Genomic DNA, 18,709 nt, shown 5'->3' with positions numbered 1-18,709 from the left:
CTCGTACAGCGCGTCCACCTCGGCCGGGCCGTCGCACCGCAGGGCCAGCGCCGCGGGGGCGCCCCCCGGGGGGGGCCCCCCCCCCACGGGTGCGGGTGGGCTACTTGCCCGAGACGGTCACCGTCTCGTCGTTCTTCAGCTCCTCCACCAGCTTCTTCACCTTCGCGGTGTCCCACTGGAGGTTGCCGTTGGCGGCGTTGCCCGAGAGCGGCATGTTCATCGACGTGCCGTCGCCGCCGCTGACGCCCTTCATCGCCCAGAACATGGACGCCAGGTCCCACAGGCCCATGTCCTCGTCGACGATCAGCGAGTCCAGGCCCGCGCCCATCGTCGGGTAGAGCTTGAAGGGGTTCAGGACGGTGCCCGGGGTCGCCACCTGGTTCGCCAGGGCCGACAGGAACTTCTGCTGGTTCTTGGTGCGGTCCAGGTCGGAGCCGGGCAGCGCGTACCGGGTGCGGACGAAGGCCAGGGCCTCCTCGCCGTTCAGGGTCTGCTTGCCCTTCTTGAAGTCGGCGCCCGACTTCTTGTCCTTGATGTCCCGCGGGATGTCGATCTCGACGCCGCCGACCGAGTCCACGATGTTCGCGAAGCCGGCGAAGCCGATCTCGACGTAGTGGTCGATGTGCAGCCCGGTGTTGGCCTCGACGGTGCGCACCAGCAGCTCGGGACCGTCCTCCGCGTAGGCCGCGTTCAGCTTGGTCTGGCGTCCGGTGCCCTGGTAGAGCTTCCCGGAGTCCGAGCCCTTGTACGACGGGATCGTGATGTTCGAGTCGCGGGGCAGCGAGACCAGCGTGGGGCTGCCGCTTCCGGTGTGCAGGATCATCATCGAGTCCGTGCGCTTGCCCTCGGCGGACCCGGTGTGCAGGTTCTTCTTCTGCTCGTCGGTCATGCCCGCACGGCTGTCGGAGCCGACGATCAGGTAGTTGGTGCCCTCGCCCGCCTCCGGCCGGTCGATGACCTTGGACAGGTCGACCTCGCGGTTGAGCTTGGAGTCGGCCCAGAAGTAGGTGGCGACGCTCGTCACGACCAGCAGCGTGACCAGGGTGATCGCGGTCACCTTGATCCGGCGCCGCCAGTTCGGCGCGGGCCGGGGGCCGCGGGTCCCGGCGCCGCCGTGGCCGCCGCCTCCGCCGCCGTACATCTGGCCGGTGTTGTAGCCGCTGTCGTACCCGTCGTCGTAGCCGCCACCGCCGTGACCACCGTGGCCCTGGCCGTTGACGTACGACGGCTGCCGGGGCACACCGCCGTAGCCCTGCCCGGGTGGCACGCCCTCGCCGCGGCGGACCTGCCGCATCACACGGGCGCTCTCCGGCCGCGCGCTCGCGCTGCCGCGTCCGTAACCGGTGCCGCGGTCGTCGCCATCCCATCCCTGGGGCCAGTCATTCATGCGCCCAAGTGTGCAGGGCACGACCGGGTCCCCCACAAGGTTCGAAGGAAAATAGAGGCACTGCTGTTGCGAACCCAACACAAAGTCCGCGATTCGCATCTCGGCATAAGGTGGAGGGCATGACAGACCAGGCCACCACTGCGGAAGCGGACAGCGCGGAGATCCCGGGCAAGCCGATCTCCGCGTCCCGCACCACGCTCAGCCACATCATGACCCAGAGCGACACCAACCTCCTGGGCACCGTGCACGGCGGTGTGATCATGAAACTGGTGGACGACGCGGCGGGAGCGGTGGCCGGCCGGCACAGCGGCGGTCCCGCCGTCACCGCCTCGATGGACGAGATGGTCTTCCTCGAGCCGGTCCGCGTGGGCGACCTCGTCCATGTGAAGGCCCAGGTCAACTGGACCGGCCGGACCTCGATGGAGGTCGGCGTACGGGTCCTGGCCGAGCGCTGGAACGAGTCGACGCCGGCCACCCAGGTCGGCAGCGCCTATCTGGTCTTCGCCGCGGTGGACGCCGACGGCAAGCCGCGCCGGGTCCCGCCGGTCATACCGGAGACCGACCGTGACCGGCGCCGCAACCAGGAGGCGCAGATCCGCCGCACCCACCGTCTGGCCCGCCGCCGCGCCATCATGGAGCTGCGCGCGAAGCGGGCGGCGGAGGGCTTCGACGACTGAGGTCCGTCAGGCGCAGCCGGCCTCGTCGCCTCGCAGCACCACCGTGTCCCGGGTGGGGTCCTCGGCGCGCACCTTGCGGACCGTGCCGAAGTCCGTCCCCACGATCACCTTCAGGGTGGAGCCCATCCCCTTGACCGCGCGCATCTCGCTGCCGGGCAGGGCGGCGGCGAGCGACCTCGCCGAGCGGTCCCAGCCGGGGTCGTGGGCGACGACCGTCCGCTTCACCGAGCGGTCGTCCGCGTCCACCGGCTGCTCCGTCGTACGGAACCCGACGGCCGCCAGGGCCGCGTCGGCGCGCTTGCCGAGGCCGGTGCGGTGGGTGCCGTTCTCCACCTGGACGCTGATCTCCTGCGGGGCGACCTCGACGGTGACGGCCTTGCGCTTCGTGCGGTGCCGGGCCAGCGGGCGGTCCTCGCGCAGAGCGCGGAACAGCCGCTCGGCGCGTATGGTGTCCCATTTCACGGTGGAGCCGATGCCCTTCACCAGGTAGCCGAGCTGCCCGATCGGCACGGTGGCGAACTCCGACGACGACGGGGAGAAGTTCCGCATCGCGCGCCCCAGGTCCAGCAGCTCGCCCGTGCCGAAGCCCTTGTCGGCCCGGACCGAGCCGAGCACGGCCCGGGTCACGTCCCGGAACCGGATGGGGTTCAGCAGGATGCCGGACGACGTCGCCCGTTCGATCAGGGCCGCCATGAAGCGCTGCTGGCGCTGGACCCGCCCCAGGTCGGCGTCGCCGTCGATGTGCCGGGCGCGGACGAACTGCAGGGCCTCGCCGCCCATCAGTTTGTGGTCGCCGGCGGGCAGGTCGAGACCGGTGTAGGAGTCCTTCAGCGGGGCGGAGGTGCAGATCGGCACGCCGCCGAGCACGTCGACCGTCTTCATGAAGCTGGTGAAGTCGACCTCCAGATAGTGGTCGATCTTGACGTGGGTCATGTGCTCGACCGTGCGGACGGTGAGCTGGGGGCCGCCCTCCGCGTACGCCGCGTTGATCTTGATGGGGTGGGCGGGCCGTCCGTCGGCGGCGGGCACCTCGGCGTAGGAGTCGCGGGGCAGGCTCACCACGCTCGCCCGCTCCCGGTCCTCCGAGATGTGCACGAGCATGATCGTGTCGGTGCAGTGGCAGGGCGCGCCGCCCAGCCGGTACCTGCGCCGCTCCTGCGGGGTGATGCGGTCGCGGCCGTCGGTGCCGACCAGCAGGACGTTCATGCCGTGGCCGCCCTGCGGCCGGTTCTTCATGTCCCGGAACGGGTCCACACGCGCGATCTTCGCGTCCAGGCTGGTCACCACCGCGTGCCCGATCCCGGCGGAGGCCAGGACGACGACGGAGAGCGTGGTCACCGCCCGCATGGCCCAGCGCGGCCTCCTGCGCCGCCGTACGGGCGCGACCGTCCGCGCCCCTCCGCGGGACGGCTGCGGGCTGCGCTGCGGGGAGGCGGAGGAGCGACGGGACGGCGTGGGCATGTAGGGATACCTCCGCTGGGGCGTGCCCCTGGGGGCCGTACGTGGGATCCGTGAGCACCGTAGGCCCATACGATCTGCGGCCCGGTGCACCGGACACGGCGGGGCGCACCCGTGTCCCCCATTCGCGGTAACGTGAGCCCCCTATGAACGCCAATCCCGACGTGCAGCTCCCCGCCGTGTCCGTCATCATGCCCGTCCTCAACGAGGAGCGGCATCTGCGCGGAGCCGTCCAAGCGATCCTCGCGCAGGAGTACGCCGGCGAGATGGAGGTCGTGATCGCCCTCGGTCCGTCCACGGACCGCACGGACGAGATCGCCGCCGAGCTCGTGGCCGAAGACCCGCGCGTTCACACCGTCCCGAACCCGACCGGCCGTACACCCGCCGCCCTCAACGCGGCGATCAAGGCGTCCCGCCACCCGATCGTCGTCCGTGTCGACGGGCACGGCATGCTCTCGCCGAACTACATCGCGACCGCGGTGCGGCTCCTGGAGGAGACCGGCGCGCAGAACGTGGGCGGCATCATGCACGCCGAGGGCGAGAACGCCTGGGAGCAGGCGGTCGCGGCCGCGATGACGTCGAGGATCGGTGTCGGCAACGCCGCCTTCCACACGGGCGGTGAGGCGCAGGCCGCGGAGACCGTGTACCTGGGGGTGTTCCGGCGTGAGGCGCTGGAGCAGCAGGGCGGCTACAACGAGGAGTTCATCCGCGCCCAGGACTGGGAGCTGAACTTCCGTATCCGGGAGGCGGGCGGCCTGATCTGGTTCTCGCCCGAGCTGAAGGTGTCGTACCGCCCGCGGCCGAGCGTGAAGGCCCTCGCCAAGCAGTACAAGGACTACGGCCGCTGGCGTCATGTCGTCGCCCGCTACCACGCCGGCTCCATCAACCTGCGCTATCTGGCGCCGCCGACGGCGGTGTGCGCGATCGCGGCGGGTCTGCTGCTCGGCGTCGCGGTGACGCCGTGGGCGCTGGTCGTGCCCGGTGGTTACCTCGCGGCCATCACCGCCGGCTCGGTCCCGGCCGGCAAGGGGCTGCCGCTGAAGGCCCGCCTCCAGATCCCGGTGGCCCTGGCCACCATGCACATGTCCTGGGGCTACGGCTTCCTGACCAGTCCGCGTTCGCTGGCGCGGAAGGTCATCGCCTCACGCCGTCCGGCGGTGCGCAGCGTCGACGCGGCTTCCTGAGACAACACCCGCAGAACGAACGAGGGTTGCCGCGCGCCGCGGCAACCCTCGCTCTTTCGGCGGGCGTCGGCTGGCGACTGGCCATAAAAAACGGGATCGCCCTCGCGGCGAGGGCGATCCCGCAGGTGGGTGCGGCGGCCGGTGACTACCAGCGGTAGGGCGCGTACACGTCCATGCACTGGTCCTCGTCCGAACCGTTGATGGCGTCGGAGTCGCTCGGCAGGCTGCCCGCCGACGGCCTGGACTGCTTCGGATACGCCGTGCCGGTGCGCCAGTCGGAGCCCACGACGACCGTGACCCCCGAGACGTCGGTGGACCGGCGCACCGAACTCTCCGGAATGCCCAGCGCCTTGGCGACCTGCTGCGCGTCGCCCTTGAGGTCCTCGCTCGGGTACCGCACCACCGTGTGCTCCACGGAGACCGCCGGTGAGGAGTCCTGCAGCGCCTGGGTGAAGCCCTTGTCCACCAGCTGCCGGGCGATCGTGTGCGCCCGCCCGGAGACGGGCCCGAGGGTGGCCGTCCTGGTCCCGTTCACCACCGAGACGCCGATCCCGTCCGGAGCGGACGTGGGGGCCGCGGTGGCCGCCTTCTCCGCGCCGCCGTCCTTGCCCTTGTCCTTGCTCTTGCCGTTCTTGTCGAACGGCACGTCCTCGCGGAGCATCTGCCACATCTTGCCGGCGCTCGCCGCCGGTACGAGGTGGTTGGCGTTCTGCGGGTCCTGGACGTTCGGCATGGTCGTCATCGTGATCCGGTCCGTGGGGACCGACTTGAGCTGCATACCGAGGTCGTACAGCTTCTTCACGGTGCCGATCTCCTCGGACACCGTCAGCGACTTCGTCGCCGCCTCGGCCAGGGCCATCAGCCGCCCGGTGTCCGTGAAGACGTTCTGATTCTTCAGCGTCCGGATCATCGAGTTCAGGTACATGTGCTGGGCGCGCGCCCGCAGCGGGTCGCTGCCCCAGGCGTGCCGGGTGCGCAGCCACTGCAGCGCCTGCTTGCCCTCGACGTCCTTCCGGCCGGCCTTCATTTTCAGGCCGGAGCCGCCGGGCACCCCCGGCAGCGGACGGTCCCACACGTTCTGCTTCACACAGACCTCGACACCGCCGATGGCGTCCGCCATGCTCACCACGCCGGCGAAGTCGATCGTCATCCAGTGGTCGATGTAGACCCCGGTCAGGTTCTGCCAGGTGGCCAGGGTGCACCCGGCCCCGCCGCGGGCCAGGGACGTGTTGATGATGTCGTTGGTGGCCGGGTAGGTGTCACCGGTATCGGGGTCGGTGCACTTGGGGATGTCGACCCGGGTGTCCCGCGGGATGCTCACCACCGCGGCGCTCTCGCGGTCCGCGGACAGGTGGATGAGCATCTGCACGTCGCCGAGCGGCGGGTTGTCCCGGTTGTCCCGGCTGCCGCCCAGCGCGACGTTCGCGTCGGAGCTACGGCTGTCGGAGCCGATCAGCAGGATGTTCAGCGGTGTCTGGCCGGCGGCGTTGGGCTCGGCCTTCTTCGCCTTGGAGTCGCCGCTGCTGCGCTCGCCCTTGTCGATGTTGGCGTTGAGGTGGCGGTAGTACAGGTACCCGGCACCGGCGGTCCCGAGTATGACGACCGCCAGGATCGTCGCCGACCAGCGCAGCGCACGCCGCTTGCGGCGCCCGTTGCCGGGCCCCTGGCCGTCCTCGCCTCTCCCGCCGCGCCGCCCGCCGCCCTGGCCGGCCGGCGTGTCCTGGCCGGGCTGCCGGGTGAGCGACATCGTGTCGTCCACAGCGGGGACCTCCCCCCGCACACCGCTCTGCGCCAACTCTCTGCCCTTCCCCGCCCTTGGCCCGCACACCGTCGCTCCGCGCCGGACCTCCCTGTCCGCGGCGGAGTGAACTCCGTATCAAGCCAACCTGTCCGACACCGGTCCGCGATCTGTCAGACCACCGGGGGTCCGATCCGGGTTCGCCATGTGTCGGCAAAATCCACGTCCGGCACGGCCGTACGGCGTGCCGGGCGACGCCGCCCGGCACGACCACGTCCTGTGTCAGACCAACGAGAGCCCGGCACAGTTGCGTTCCCGGCCGGAAACCGTGGTCACTTCGCGCACTCCACCTTGTCGGCGGTGGACTTCTCCACGTCCGGTGCCTTGGTCGGAGCCGTCAGGGGCACCCCCGCGCCCTTGAAGTCCTTGCCCAGCGTCAGCGTCATCGTGGGCAGGCCCTGCGCGTTGGTGACGCTCTTGCCGGGCTTCATCGCCGACCCGGACAGCCCCAAGATGGCGGCGAGCCGGCGTGCCTGGTCCGCCTGGTCCGGCCCGTACTCCAGCGTCGTCTTCCCCAGCGCCGCGGGCGCGTTGCCCGCGTTCTCGGACTTGGTCACGTTCTCCTCGGTCTGCAGCCAGGTCAGGGTCTCCTGCGCGCTGCCCCCCGGGGCCCCGCCGTTGAGGATCCGCACCCGCACCTCCGAGGCGTCGGCCTTGGAGCCCTTGAGCCGGGCCGCCACCGCGGAGGCCTCTTCCTTCTTCTGCTGCTTGATGTCGGTGAAGGAGACGTCGTTCTGGATCGCCTGGAAGACCTCCGGCGCCTTCGTCGGGTTGAGGACGACGGTCACCTTGACGTTCTCGGCCGGGTTGTCGATCACCGGGACCGTGGTGAAGGTCAGGTTCTTGACGTTGAGCTTGCCCAGCTCCAGGCCGAGGTCCTTCAGCTTGTCGATGCTGTCCAGCTGGGAGTCGACGGTGAGCGCCTTGGTGCCCGCCTCGGCCAGCTGGAACATCTTCGTGGGGCTCTTGAGCGTGTCGTTCGACTTCAGCTTGCGCATCAGCGCGCTCAGGAACTGCTGCTGGAGCCCGATCCGGCTCAGGTCGCCGCCGAGGCCGACCGAGTGCCGGGTGCGGACGAAGGCGAGCGCCTGCTCGCCTTCGATGACGTGCTTGCCCTTCGGCAGGTCGAGGTGGGAGTCCGGGTCGTCGATGTCCTTGGCCAGGCATACCTCGACGCCGCCGACGGCCGACGTCAGCGTCTTCACCGCGTTGAAGTCGGCGACCATGAAGTTGTCCGGCTTGATCCCGGTCAGCTCCGTCACCGTGCGCATGGTGCAGCTGGGCGTACGGCCCGACTGGCCGAGGCTCTTGTTGAAGCGGGCGCCGGTCTCGCCCTGGATGACCTTCTGGCTGCCGTCCTCCTGCTCCGTGGGGCAGTCGGGGATGTCGACGATCAGATCGCGCGGGATGCTCAGCGCGGTCGCGTTCGAGCGGTCCTTGGAGACGTGCAGCAGGATCGTGGTGTCGGCGTGGCCGGCGCTGCCGGAGTCGCCGTACTTGTCGTTGCCCGCACCGGTGCGCTTGTCCGTGCCGATGAGCAGGATGTTGATGGCCTTGTCCTTGCTGAAGCCACCGGTGCTCGCGCCGTCGTCGGAGACGGACTGGATGTTGCCGTTGAGGTGCTCGAGATAGAGGTAGGCCCCGGTCGCGGCGGCGACCACCACGAACGCCATGACGCCGCCGGTCCACAGCACGGCCTTCTTGGCCCTGCTGTTCTTCTTGACCGGGCGGCGCGAACGGCGCCCCGGCGGCTCCTCGGGCGCCCCCCGGCGCCTGCGCTGGGCGGGGACCTCACGGCCCGGTGCGGGCCGCCGCTCGGGGGCGGCCGCGCGGTCACGGACGGCACCCCCCGGGCGCCCGGCGCCACCGGGTCCCGCGGGCCCGCCCGCACGGGGAGCCGGCCTGCGCGGACCGGGAACCGATGACTGCGGACCGGAAGGGCTCAGTCGCAGTTCGTATTCGCCGGTGTTCGGATTGAGCACCCACTGGTCTGCGGGATCGATGTCATCCGCCCGCCCACGGCCTTGCGCGTCCACGGTTGTCTGAATCCTCCGTCGGGGCCACGCGGCGCCTACCCCCTCCAAGGCGCTCGGGTCTCTCGGTTGAACAGTGCGCAAGCCTAAGTACGGCAGGGTGCGCCAGATCGCTCACACTATCCGCCCAGTTCAGCGTCGAGCGAGAACGGTGACAAATTCCACGCCCCTACAACTGGGCAATTCCGCCCAATCCCCTGGACAGGTCTCCGGGACTTGAGAAGCGCTTTACTCGCAGCCGTTCTCGGCGGCCGTGTTGCCGCGGAACGTGGGGGCCGGGGAAGCGGGTCCGGCGGGTTCGTCCGGACGCTCCACGCCGGATTTCGCGTCGCCGTCCCCGGAGCCCCCGTGCCCCGATTCGCCCCGGGCGCCCGGGGATTTCCCGCGGGAATCCGCGACCACCACCGGCCGGTCGAGGCGCAGCCGCTCGAAGAGCCGCCGCGCGTCGGGTTCCACCAGCTGGTCACGATTGGCGTCGTAGACGTAGGACTCGCGCGGGACCGTCAGGAATTGCACGCGTTCGGTGGGGATGTCACGCACACTGCGAACGAAGTCGTACAAACCACGCAGACTGGCCAGTGCCGGGTCGGTGGTGAGGGAGGACGTCGCGGCGTCCAGCACCGGGTAGAGCCGCACCGGGTTCAGCAGGACGTCGTTGCTCCGCGCCTTCTGCACCAGTGCGGCGAGGAAGCGCTGCTGGCGATCCATGCGGTCGGTGTCGCTGCCGTCGCCGAGGGACTTGCGGGCGCGGACGTAGCCGAGGGCCTGCTCGCCGTCGAGGGTCACCTTCCCGGCCGGGAGGCGGAGCCTGGCCGCCTTGTCGTGGATGGGCTTCGCCAGGCAGATCTCCACCCCGTCGACGGCGTCCACCATCTCCTTGAAGCCGTGGAAGTCGACGACCACGTGGTGGTCGACCCGGATGTTGGTCATCCGCTCCACGGTGCGGATGGTGCAGGCCGATCCGCCCACCTGGAAGGCGTGATTGAACATCGTGAACATCGGCCGGCTGCGCCCGCCGTCCTTCCGCCGGCAGCCGGGGATGTCGATCATCAGGTCGCGGGGTATCGACACGGCGGTCGCACCGCGGTGGTCGGCGGACAGGTGCAGCAGGATCGTGGTGTCGGACCGCGCGGTGCCCGCGTCGCGCCCGTAGCGCCGGTTGCCGTCACCGGCTCGCGAGTCCGAGCCGATCACGAGGATGTTCTGCGCCCCCCGCACGGCCGCGCTCGGCCGTTCCCTCTCGTACCGGGCGAGTTCGGCGGCGGCGGCCTCGTCCGGGGTGATGTTCCCGTCGAGCTTGGCGTACACCAGCCAGCCGGTCCCGGCGGCGGCGAGGAGCAGCAGTCCGGCCCCGACGGTCCCCCGCCGCACCCATGCCCTCCTGGCCGACGCCCCCTGGCGTGAGCGTGCGGTCTCGGTCACGGCTGGGTCCACCCCTCATGACATGGCGCGTGCGGTGTGGGCTGCTCCTACGACCATGGCGCCGATGCCGTCCGGGGGGCGGATGGTGCTGCGCCGGACGGGTGACGGGAAGGGGGTGGGGCGGGCGCGGGGACCGCCTCAGCGGGCGGTCGCGGTCACCCGTTCCGCCTCGATCCGCTTGGCGAGGGCCTCCTCGTCCAGCGACCCGGCGTTGCGGCACAGCACGACCGAGCCGCCCGTCGCCAGCGCCCCGAACAGCCCGGCGCCGAGGCCCTCCCAGGTGTCGTACGGCAGCGTGGTCAGGATGCGCGAGCCCGGTCCGGTCAGCCCGAGCCCCGGTGCCTCGGCCCGGGCCCGCTCCACCACCTCGGCGGCGCTGAACTCCCGCCCGGCCACGATCAGCGCCGGCTCGTCGGGGTCGACCGGCGCGAACGGCGCGAAGCGGTCGCCCTGGCCCGGCACCTCCACCGCGTAGTCGGTGAAGCCCTCCGGGGGCTGCGGGAAACGGCCGCCGAGCGGTCGCAGCGCCAGCGCCACCCGCTCGCCGCGGCAGGCCCGCGCGGCCTCCAGCGTGTCCGGGCCGCTCACCACCACGTCCGCCGCGGCCGGGTCCCCGCCCACGTCCGCGACGGCGCCCACCGAGGAGCAGGCAAGCAGCCACACGGCCGTCTGCCAGTGCGCGGGCAGCAGCAGGGTGACCCGGTCGCCCGGACCGGCGTTCAGGTCGCCCTGGAGCAGATTCGCGGTCTTGGCCACCCAATTGGCGAAGGTGGCCACGGACAATTCGACGCGCTCCCCGGTGCCGTCGTCGTAGAAGGTCACCAGGGGACGTCCGGGGTCCGCGGCGAGCGCGGAACGCAGCAGGTCGGCAGGGGTGCGATCGGTGGCGTTCACCCGGGAAAGGGTACGCGGGCGCCCGGACCCGCACCCCTCGGCGGCACCAACGCCCGGCCACCGGTTCGGCCGAACACCCGCCGACCTCCCGTCAAGTCCTCGATGGACAGGTTTGTATGACTATGTTCAACATCGGGGGTATGCGTGGATTCCTTGCTTCCTCGATCGGTGTCACGTGCGCGGCCGCTCTCGCTCTCCCGCTCACCCCACCCGCCGTCGCCGCGACCGGAAGACCGGCGCCCGGCGCGGAAGCGGCCACGAGCGCGGCCCTGACGGCCGGCCCGTCGACGCGCCGGGAGAGCGCCGGGCCGAGCGCCGCCGGCAGCACCCAGTCCCTGCCCCTCACCCGTGACCGTGCCACGGACGACCCCGCCGAACAGGGGCTGTCCCGCCGGACCGTACGTCCGTTCTCCCTGGTCGGTGTCGTCTGGGACGACCCGGCCGCCGAACTCCACGGCCGCGTCCAGATCCGCACCCGGGACGCGGCCACCGGCGTCTGGTCCGGCTGGCAGGACGTCGAGACCCACAACGCCGACCACGCGGCCGACCCGGACACCGCGGAGGGCGCCCCCGGACGGCTGCGCGGCGCGACGGCCCCCCTCTGGGTCGGTGAGTCGAACGGCGTCGAACTGCGGGTGACCCCGGAAGGCGCCGAACCCGAACCCGAGAAGACCCCGGCCACCGGCAACGGCACACCGGCCGCCCCCGCGTCCGCCTCCGCGACACCCCTGCCCACCGGCCTGCGCCTGGAACTCGTCGACCCCGGCGAGGCCGCCCCCCAGGACGACACGCTCGGCGCGGCACGCCCCGGCGCCCTGCAGTCGGAGACCGCCGAGGCCGTCGCCGCCGCCACCGCCAACGCCGAACTCGCCGCCGCGGGCGCCATCGAGATCCCCGCCCTCGGCCGGGCCGAGACCGAGCGGGAACTGCTGACCCTGCGTGGCAGCGAGTTGACGGCGGCCCAGAAGGCGAAGCCGTACATCGGGCCACGGCCGAGCATCGTCACCCGGCGCGGCTGGGGGGCGAACGAGCGCTGGCGGGAGAGCAGGTTCGCCTACACGAAGAAGGTGAAGGCGGCCTTCGTCCACCACACGGCCACGGGCAGCAAGTACACCTGCGCGCAGGCGCCTTCGGTCATCCGCGGCATCTACCGCTACCACGTCGTGAGCATGGGCTGGCGCGACATCGGCTACAACTTCCTCATCGACAAGTGCGGGCGGATCTACGAGGGCCGGGCCGGGGGTGTGGCGAAGGCGGTCCTGGGCGCCCACACCCGCGGTTTCAACACGAACAGCATGGGGATCGCCGTCCTCGGCACCTACGGCTCCACCAAGCCGTCCAAGGCCGCGGTGAAGGCCGTCGCCCGCCTCACCGCCTGGAAGCTCGGCCTCTACGGCGCCAATCCGCGCGGAAAGACATATCTGACGTCCGGCGGTGGCAATCTCTACCGAAAGGGAAAGAACGTACGACTGAATGTGATCTCCGGCCACCGGGACGGCTTCTCCACGGAGTGCCCGGGGCTCCAGCTCTACCGCAAGCTCGGCTCGGCCCGTTCCACGGCCGCCCGTTACCAGGGCCGCTGACCGCGGGAGGAGTCAACGGGGAAGGACGTCCGGGGAACCCGTCACGGCCGGTAGAGGTCTGACAGGGGCCCTGGACGTCGTCCGGTCGAAGGGGGACTCATGGGGGGCCATGGGGTCGCATTCACCGCCGTCGGGGGGACGAGGGGCGGGACACGAGGCACCGCACTGCCGTCGAGGGCACCGCACAACGGTCTGCATACACTGGCCGGCCGAAACACCGTTCGGGCCGGTCCCGGCAGGAAGCAGAGACGACAGGTGACAGAAGCGATCCTCCTGGTCGGCGGCAAGGGCACTCGGCTGCGCCCGCTCACCGTGCACACGCCGAAACCCATGGTCCCGGCGGCCGGGGTCCCGTTCCTCACGCACCAGCTGGCGAGAGCGAGAGCGGCGGGCGTCGACCACGTCGTGCTGGCGACGTCCTATCTGGCCGAGGTCTTCGAGCCGTACTTCGGTGACGGCTCCTCGCTCGGACTGCGTCTGGAGTACGTGACGGAGGAGGAGCCCCTCGGCACCGGCGGCGCGATCCGCAACGTCGCCTCGCGGCTGCACTCCGCGCCCGACGACCCGGTCCTGATCTTCAACGGCGACATCCTGACCGGCCTGGACATCGCCGCCCTGGTCCGTACGCACGCGACCACGGGCGCGGACGTCTCCCTGCACCTGACGAAGGTCACCGACCCCCGGGCGTACGGCCTGGTCCCCACCGACGACACCGGCCGGGTCACGGCGTTCCTGGAGAAGCCGCAGACGCCCGAGGAGATCGTCACCGACCAGATCAACGCGGGCGCCTACGTGTTCCGCCGCTCGGTCATCGACACCATCCCGGCCGGCCGCCCCGTCTCGGTGGAGCGCGAGACCTTCCCCGAGCTGCTGTCGGCCGGCGCCCACCTGCAGGGCATGGTCGACTCCACCTACTGGCTGGACCTGGGCACGCCCGCCGCCTTCGTCCGCGGCTCCGCGGACCTCGTCCTCGGCCGGGCCCCGTCACCGGCGGTGCCGGGCCGCTGCGGCGACCGGCTGATCCTGCCCACGGCCACGGTGGCCGCCGACGCCAAGCTCACCGGCGGCACGGTGGTCGGCGAGGGCGCGTTCGTCGCCGAGGGCGCCCGCGTCTTCGGCAGCACGATCCTGCCCGGTGCCGTCATCGAGCCCGGCGCGGTCATCACCGACTCGCTCATCGGCACCCGCGCCCGGGTGGGCGAGCGCTCGGTCATCACCGGCACGGTCATCGGGGACGGCGCGGTGGTCGGCGCCGACAACGAACTGCGCGAGGGCGCACGGATCTGGTGCGACGCCCGTATCCCGGCGGGCGCGGTGCGCTTCTCACCGGACGTGTAGGGCGGGCCGTCCGGGGGCGGTGGGCCGGCTCGGCGGCCCGCCGTCACCAGCGCCCGATGTCCACCCACGGCATCTTCGGCACCCGCCGCGCCGGCACCCGCCCGCTGAGCAGGATCAGCCGGGCCGCCCGGTGCCGCTGCCCCGCGTACGGCTCCAGCAGCTCCAGCATCACGGCGTCGTCCGCGTCCCGGTCTCCGGCCAGCGCGAACCCCACGATCCCCGGCAGATGCACGTCCCCCACGGTCACCGCGTCCGCCGCGCCATGACTGCGCTGCACGACCTCGGCCGACGTCCACGGCCCGATCCCCGACACCAGCTCCAGCCGGGCCTGCGCCTCGGCCGGTGGCATCCGGACCGCCTCCTCCATCCGGGCGGCGACCCGCACGGCCCGCAGGATCGTGGACGCCCGCTTGTTGTCCACGCCGGCCCGGTGCCACTCCCAGGACGGGATGAGCGCCCAGGTCCGCGGGTGGGGCATGACGAACATCCGCTCGGGCGCGGGCCCCGGCGCCGGTTCGCCGTACGCGCGCACCAGCAGCCGCCACGCCCGGTACGCCTCGTCGGTCGTGACCTTCTGCTCCAGGATCGACGGGATCAGCGATTCCATCACCAGACCGGTGCGGGTCAGCCGCAGGCCGGGCCGCCGGTGCCGGGTCTGGGCGACCACCCGGTGCCGGGGCACGAAGACGGACGGGTCGTCGGCCGCGCCGAGCATGTCCGGCAGCTGCTCCAGCAGCCACTCGGCGCCAGGCCCCCACGCCTCGCCCCGCGCCTCGGCCCCGCGCGCGGTGACCCGCAGCGTGCCGGGCCCGGCGGGAGTCAGCGAGGCCCGCCACACGGAACCGTCCGGTGTCGCCCGGAACGTAGGGTCGCCCGGCCCGCGCCGCAGCGGCCCCAGGAGCAGCCCGAGATCGAGCGGCCCGTCCGGCCTCCACGTGCGCACGCGCGCGGGCGCCGGAGCCTGACGCGGCACGCCCGCGGGCACGGCGGCCTGCCCGCCGCGCACGGTCGTACGCGTGGGCCGCTGGGGGAATCGTCCTGCCACGGTGTCCTCGGGGTGGGGGAGGGGCGTGCGCCGAAGGGGGCGCCCTAAGAGGGTAGGCGCTCCACGGGGCGCGTCAGCGCACCTCGATGAAGGCCGACGCCTCACGCTCCGGCCGGGGCCGCGGTTCCTGCGCCGGATGCCCGACCGCCACGGCCCCCATCGGGTCCCAGTCCGCGGGCAGTCCGAGCACCTCGCGCACGACGTCCCGGCAGAACATCGTCGACGACACCCAGGCCGAGCCGAGCCGCTCCCCGGCCAGCGCGACCAGGAGGTTCTGCACACCGGCGCCGGCGGCGACGACGAACATCTCCCGCTCGGCGGCGTCCCGGCGCGCGTCGCCGTACGTGTGCGCACCGTCCATGACCAGGCACGGCACCACCAGGTACGGGGCGTGGCGCAGCACGTCGCCGCGCCGCACCCGCTTGGCGATCGACTCCTCGCTCTTGCCGTCCCGGCGCAGATCGGTGATCCACGCCTCCTTCATGGCGTCGAGCAGCCGGGTGCGCGCGCCGGCCGACTCCAGCAGCACGAACCGCCAGGGCGTCGTGTGGTGCGGCGCCGGCGCGGTGACGGCCGCCGCGACCGCCCGGCGCACGGCCCCCGGGTCGACGGGCTCGTCCGTGAACGCCCGCACGGTGCGGCGCTGGGTGACGGCCTCCCGGACGGCCTCCGAGGTCCCGAGCCGGAACATGTCGTCCCGCGCCTCACGCACCAGGGCCCGTGCGCCCGTCCCGTCGTCCTCGGTCACCGTGTGCGCGAGGCCGCGCACCACGGCCACGGGGAGCCCCTCGGCCTTGCCCTTCACCAGGTCACCGGCGGCGGCGAGTTCGTCCGCCGTCGCCACGACGGTCGCGCTCAGCGGGTTGCCGTGGGCGTCCTCGCCGCCGCGCAGGTCGTCGAGCACCCGCACGCCGGCGGCGCCGATCGCGACGTCCGTGAGCCCCGTCCGCCACGGCCTCCCGAAGGTGTCGGTGACGAGGACGCCGACGTCGACGCCGAGCGTGTCGCGCAGCCCGTCGCGGATCGCGCGCGCGGAGGCGTCCGCGTCCTCGGGCAGCAGCAGCACGGTCCCGGGGCGGGTGTTGGAGGCGTCCACCCCGGCGGCCGCCATCACCAGCCCCTGCCGGTTCTCCACGATGCGCAGGGGGCCGCGGCGCGCCACGACCCGGACGGTCTCCGCGTCGATCGCGGCCTCCCGGTCGGCGGCCTCGACGATCCGGCCCTCGGCCTTGGACACGATCTTCGACGTGACCAGGAGGACGTCGCCGTCGGCGAGGCCGGGCTCTGCCGCGGCGATCAGCTTGGCGAGGTCGTCGCCCGGGCGGACCTCGGGCATCCCCGGCACGGCCCAGACACGGAACCCCTCGGGGGACGGCCCGCTCACGCGCCCCGCACCTCCTCGGCCAGCGCCAGCGCCTCCCGGGCCATCCGGGCGGCCGCGTCCACGTCGGTCATCATCAGCGGTACGGCCCGGCAGCGGATCCCGGCCGCCTCGACCCGCTCCACGGCCTCCGCGTCCTCGGTGTCGACGAGCCAGCCGTCCAGCAGCCCCGAGCCGTAGTGCTCGGCGACCGCCGCCGCCGTCGACTCCACACCGACCGCAGCGAGAACCTTGTCGGCCATCCCGCGCACGGGCGCGCCCCCGACGATGGGGGAGAGGCCCACGACCGGCACGCCGGCGTCGGCGATGGCCTCGCGGATGCCGGGCACGGCCAGGATGGTCCCGACCGAGACGACCGGGTTGGACGGCGGGAACAGGATGAGGTCCGCCTGCCCGATCGCCTCCAGGACGCCCGGCGCCGGCTTGGCCTGCTCGGCGCCGACCGGGACGATCGCCTGGGCGGGCACCGAGGCGCGCAGCCGCACCCAGTACTCCTGGAAGTGGACCGCCTTGCGCTCGCCGTCGACCTCGACGGCGACATGCGTCTCGACGCGGTCGTCGGTCATGGGGATCAGCCGCACGCCGGGCTGCCAGCGCTCGCACAGCGCCTGCGTCACGGCGCTGAGCGGATACCCGGCGCCGATCATCTGCGTCCGCACGATGTGCGTGGCGAAGTCCCGGTCGCCGAGGCCGAACCACTCCGGGCCCACCCCGTAGGCGGCGAGCTCCTCCTTCACATGGAAGGTCTCGTCGGCCCGGCCCCAGCCCTGCTCCTCGTCGATGCCGCCGCCGAGCGTGTACATCACCGTGTCGAGATCCGGGCAGACCTTCAGCCCGAAGAGGTGGATGTCGTCCCCGGTGTTGCCGATGACCGTGATGTCCGCGTCCGGCGCGGCCCGCTTCAGACCACGCAGGAACCGGGCACCGCCGATGCCGCCTGCCAGAACCACAATGCGCATGGAAACAGTCTGTCAGCCGGGTGCGGCAACGTCTCAGGCGGTCACCGGGCGCGCCTCGCAGGCCGCGGGCGCCGGGGCGGCACGCAGGTGGGAGCGCGGGACCATCGGCATCTCGGTCAGGCCCGGGTAGTAGACGTGCAGGCTGACCGCGGGCTCCAGCGCGTCGTTCACCACGTCGTGGGTGTAGCCGGGTGCGAAGACCCGCTCGTCGCCGGGGCGCAGGACACGTGTGCCGCGTTCCGTGTGCTCGGTCAGGGTGCCGTCCAGCACCGTCAGCACGCCGGAGGACGGGCCGTGGTCGTGCGGGCCGCTGCCCTGTCCGGGCACCCAGGACAGCAGCCACACCTCGTAGCCGGGGCCGGTGCGCAGCCGGTGGTACCAGCGGGTCGTCGCGTCGTACTGGACCAGGTGCTCCCACTGCGACCGGTCCGCGGCCAGGGAGCGGGCCAGGCCGACGAACTCCGCCACGGTGGACGGGTGCTCGCGCGGGGCCTGGAGGAGGTGCGGGACTTCGAGGATGTCGCCGGCGATCTGGAGGTCGCTGTCGCTGTTCATGGGGTGCGGTGGTTCCTCGGTGAAAGAAGGTCAGAGGGAACGAGAGCCGCGTCGTGGACGACGCGGCCTTCAGCTGGAGCGGGAAGGGCTCAACAGCTGGGACAGCAACAGCAGCAGAACGCGCGGGCGGCACCGAGGGACCCGGCGGTGCGGGTCGAGGTGAGTGCCGAGTTCGCGAACATGCCCATAAGGACAGCGGTTCATGCCCCCACTGTCAACTCGGCGCCCGGTGATGTGGCACAGCTTTCACCCCATCCGGTCCATCTGTCTGGCGAAAGGTTTGTGCACCGGGTTGCCGGGACACATGGCGCACATCCGGGCGCACGAGCGTCGTTGTGATCCTGTGATCGGACTGTGATCCGGTTCGCATCCGCGCGTGTGTGCAACGAGATCGAACGGCTGGACGTCTTTCCCCGTACAGGCTCTGTGCGGAGCGACGTTCCCGTGCGGGCCCTGTCCGGTTGTCAAGGTTTAGGACGATTTGAACACTTTCCGCTAGGCCTTGGTTCCGCAGAGTGAATAAGGGGCTCAATAGCAGATCTCGGCTTGACTCGCCCGGAGCAGCACACTTGTAATTTCACTCGTGTCGTTCAGCCGACATCGGTAACGGCTACATCACGGGGACGCGAAAGACGGACGAGGGGCGCACATGACGGAGCTGGTGCAGCAACTGCTGGTCGACGACGCGGACGAGGAGCTCGGCTGGCAGGAGCGCGCACTGTGCGCCCAGACCGACCCCGAGTCCTTCTTCCCCGAGAAGGGCGGCTCGACCCGGGAGGCCAAGAAGGTCTGCCTCGCCTGCGAGGTCCGCTCCGAGTGCCTCGAGTACGCCCTCGCCAACGACGAGCGCTTCGGGATCTGGGGCGGCCTGTCCGAGCGCGAGCGGCGCCGGCTGAAGAAGGCGGCCGTCTGACGGCACCGCCGACGGCCCGGCCGTCACGCCGGCCGCCGACGACAGCGGCGGGGCGCGCCGGCGCGAATCCGTCCGTACCTCC

Annotated in this window: 16 protein-coding genes; 6 read left to right on the top strand and 10 right to left on the bottom strand. The window is 72.0% G+C overall.

What is annotated here, in order from left to right; genetic code table 11:
- Positions 1-100 precede the first annotated feature (100 nt).
- Positions 101-1,387 (bottom strand): LCP family protein, encoded by a 1,287-nt coding sequence (locus ACFRAC_RS12095; protein WP_382923788.1) that lies wholly within the window; start codon positions 1,385-1,387, stop codon positions 101-103.
- Between the two features lie 119 nt (positions 1,388-1,506).
- On the opposite strand from ACFRAC_RS12095, the gene ACFRAC_RS12090 reads away from it, so the two are divergent.
- Complete coding sequence (locus ACFRAC_RS12090) at positions 1,507-2,064, top strand: acyl-CoA thioesterase (protein ID WP_382923787.1); 558 nt, start codon at positions 1,507-1,509, stop codon at positions 2,062-2,064.
- 6 nt (positions 2,065-2,070) lie between these two features.
- Here ACFRAC_RS12090 and ACFRAC_RS12085 read toward each other — a convergent pair whose 3' ends face one another.
- A complete protein-coding gene (locus ACFRAC_RS12085) occupies positions 2,071-3,411 on the bottom strand; it encodes an LCP family protein (RefSeq protein ID WP_382923975.1) in 1,341 nt (446 codons plus the stop codon).
- On the opposite strand from ACFRAC_RS12085, the gene ACFRAC_RS12080 reads away from it, so the two are divergent.
- Complete coding sequence (locus ACFRAC_RS12080) at positions 3,395-3,529, top strand: hypothetical protein (protein WP_382923988.1); 135 nt, start codon at positions 3,395-3,397, stop codon at positions 3,527-3,529. The two genes, ACFRAC_RS12085 and ACFRAC_RS12080, sit on opposite strands and share 17 nt — an antisense overlap.
- Positions 3,530-3,668: 139 nt before the next feature.
- Positions 3,669-4,706: a glycosyltransferase family 2 protein gene (locus ACFRAC_RS12075; RefSeq protein ID WP_382923786.1), complete on the top strand. Its 1,038-nt coding sequence runs from the start codon at positions 3,669-3,671 to the stop codon at positions 4,704-4,706.
- Between the two features lie 145 nt (positions 4,707-4,851).
- Here ACFRAC_RS12075 and ACFRAC_RS12070 read toward each other — a convergent pair whose 3' ends face one another.
- The 4 genes from ACFRAC_RS12070 to ACFRAC_RS12055 all read right to left on the bottom strand — a co-directional run bounded on the left by ACFRAC_RS12070 (position 4,852) and on the right by ACFRAC_RS12055 (position 10,853).
- Positions 4,852-6,453 (bottom strand): LCP family protein, encoded by a 1,602-nt coding sequence (locus ACFRAC_RS12070; protein ID WP_382923974.1) that lies wholly within the window; start codon positions 6,451-6,453, stop codon positions 4,852-4,854.
- Positions 6,454-6,776: 323 nt separating this feature from the next.
- Positions 6,777-8,540 (bottom strand): LCP family protein, encoded by a 1,764-nt coding sequence (locus ACFRAC_RS12065; RefSeq protein ID WP_382923785.1) that lies wholly within the window; start codon positions 8,538-8,540, stop codon positions 6,777-6,779.
- A 225-nt stretch (positions 8,541-8,765) separates the two neighbouring features.
- Positions 8,766-9,959 carry an LCP family protein gene (locus ACFRAC_RS12060; RefSeq protein WP_382923784.1) on the bottom strand — a complete coding sequence of 398 codons (1,194 nt, stop codon included), beginning with the start codon at positions 9,957-9,959 and terminating at the stop codon, positions 8,766-8,768.
- 138 nt (positions 9,960-10,097) lie between these two features.
- Positions 10,098-10,853: a TIGR03089 family protein gene (locus tag ACFRAC_RS12055; protein WP_382923783.1), complete on the bottom strand. Its 756-nt coding sequence runs from the start codon at positions 10,851-10,853 to the stop codon at positions 10,098-10,100.
- A 116-nt stretch (positions 10,854-10,969) separates the two neighbouring features.
- Between ACFRAC_RS12055 and ACFRAC_RS12050 the strand changes: the two genes are divergently transcribed.
- Together ACFRAC_RS12050 and ACFRAC_RS12045 are read left to right on the top strand one after the other, a co-directional pair.
- Positions 10,970-12,436 (top strand): peptidoglycan recognition protein, encoded by a 1,467-nt coding sequence (locus ACFRAC_RS12050; protein ID WP_382923782.1) that lies wholly within the window; start codon positions 10,970-10,972, stop codon positions 12,434-12,436.
- A gap of 255 nt (positions 12,437-12,691) precedes the next feature.
- The gene (locus ACFRAC_RS12045) at positions 12,692-13,774 is read left to right on the top strand and encodes a sugar phosphate nucleotidyltransferase (protein ID WP_382923781.1); all 1,083 of its coding nucleotides are present in this window, start codon (positions 12,692-12,694) and stop codon (positions 13,772-13,774) included.
- Between the two features lie 43 nt (positions 13,775-13,817).
- On the opposite strand, the gene ACFRAC_RS12040 is transcribed toward ACFRAC_RS12045, so the two are convergent.
- The 4 genes from ACFRAC_RS12040 to ACFRAC_RS12025 all read right to left on the bottom strand — a co-directional run bounded on the left by ACFRAC_RS12040 (position 13,818) and on the right by ACFRAC_RS12025 (position 17,714).
- Entirely contained in the window at positions 13,818-14,819 is a 1,002-nt protein-coding gene (locus ACFRAC_RS12040; protein ID WP_382923780.1) for a DNA-3-methyladenine glycosylase family protein, read from the bottom strand.
- A 73-nt stretch (positions 14,820-14,892) separates the two neighbouring features.
- Positions 14,893-16,203 carry a coenzyme F420-0:L-glutamate ligase gene (locus ACFRAC_RS12035; RefSeq protein WP_382923779.1) on the bottom strand — a complete coding sequence of 437 codons (1,311 nt, stop codon included), beginning with the start codon at positions 16,201-16,203 and terminating at the stop codon, positions 14,893-14,895.
- Positions 16,200-17,159, bottom strand: coding sequence for a 2-phospho-L-lactate transferase (gene cofD / locus ACFRAC_RS12030; RefSeq protein WP_382923778.1), 960 nt, complete (start codon positions 17,157-17,159; stop codon positions 16,200-16,202). Before cofD ends, ACFRAC_RS12035 begins: the two co-directional genes overlap by 4 nt.
- Positions 17,160-17,192: 33 nt before the next feature.
- On the bottom strand, positions 17,193-17,714 hold the full coding sequence (locus tag ACFRAC_RS12025) for a cysteine dioxygenase (protein ID WP_382923777.1): 522 nt from the start codon (positions 17,712-17,714) through the stop codon (positions 17,193-17,195).
- Between the two features lie 649 nt (positions 17,715-18,363).
- Here ACFRAC_RS12025 and ACFRAC_RS12020 point away from each other — a divergent pair.
- Positions 18,364-18,627: a WhiB family transcriptional regulator gene (locus tag ACFRAC_RS12020; protein ID WP_003975777.1), complete on the top strand. Its 264-nt coding sequence runs from the start codon at positions 18,364-18,366 to the stop codon at positions 18,625-18,627.
- Positions 18,628-18,709 lie beyond the last annotated feature (82 nt).

Source organism: Streptomyces sp. NPDC056628 (assembly GCF_042792555.1).
In the GTDB taxonomy this organism is placed as follows: Bacteria; Actinomycetota; Actinomycetes; order Streptomycetales; family Streptomycetaceae; genus Streptomyces.
The sequence above is the reverse complement of the archived record's forward strand: the minus strand, read 5'-3'. Positions and strand labels throughout refer to the sequence as shown.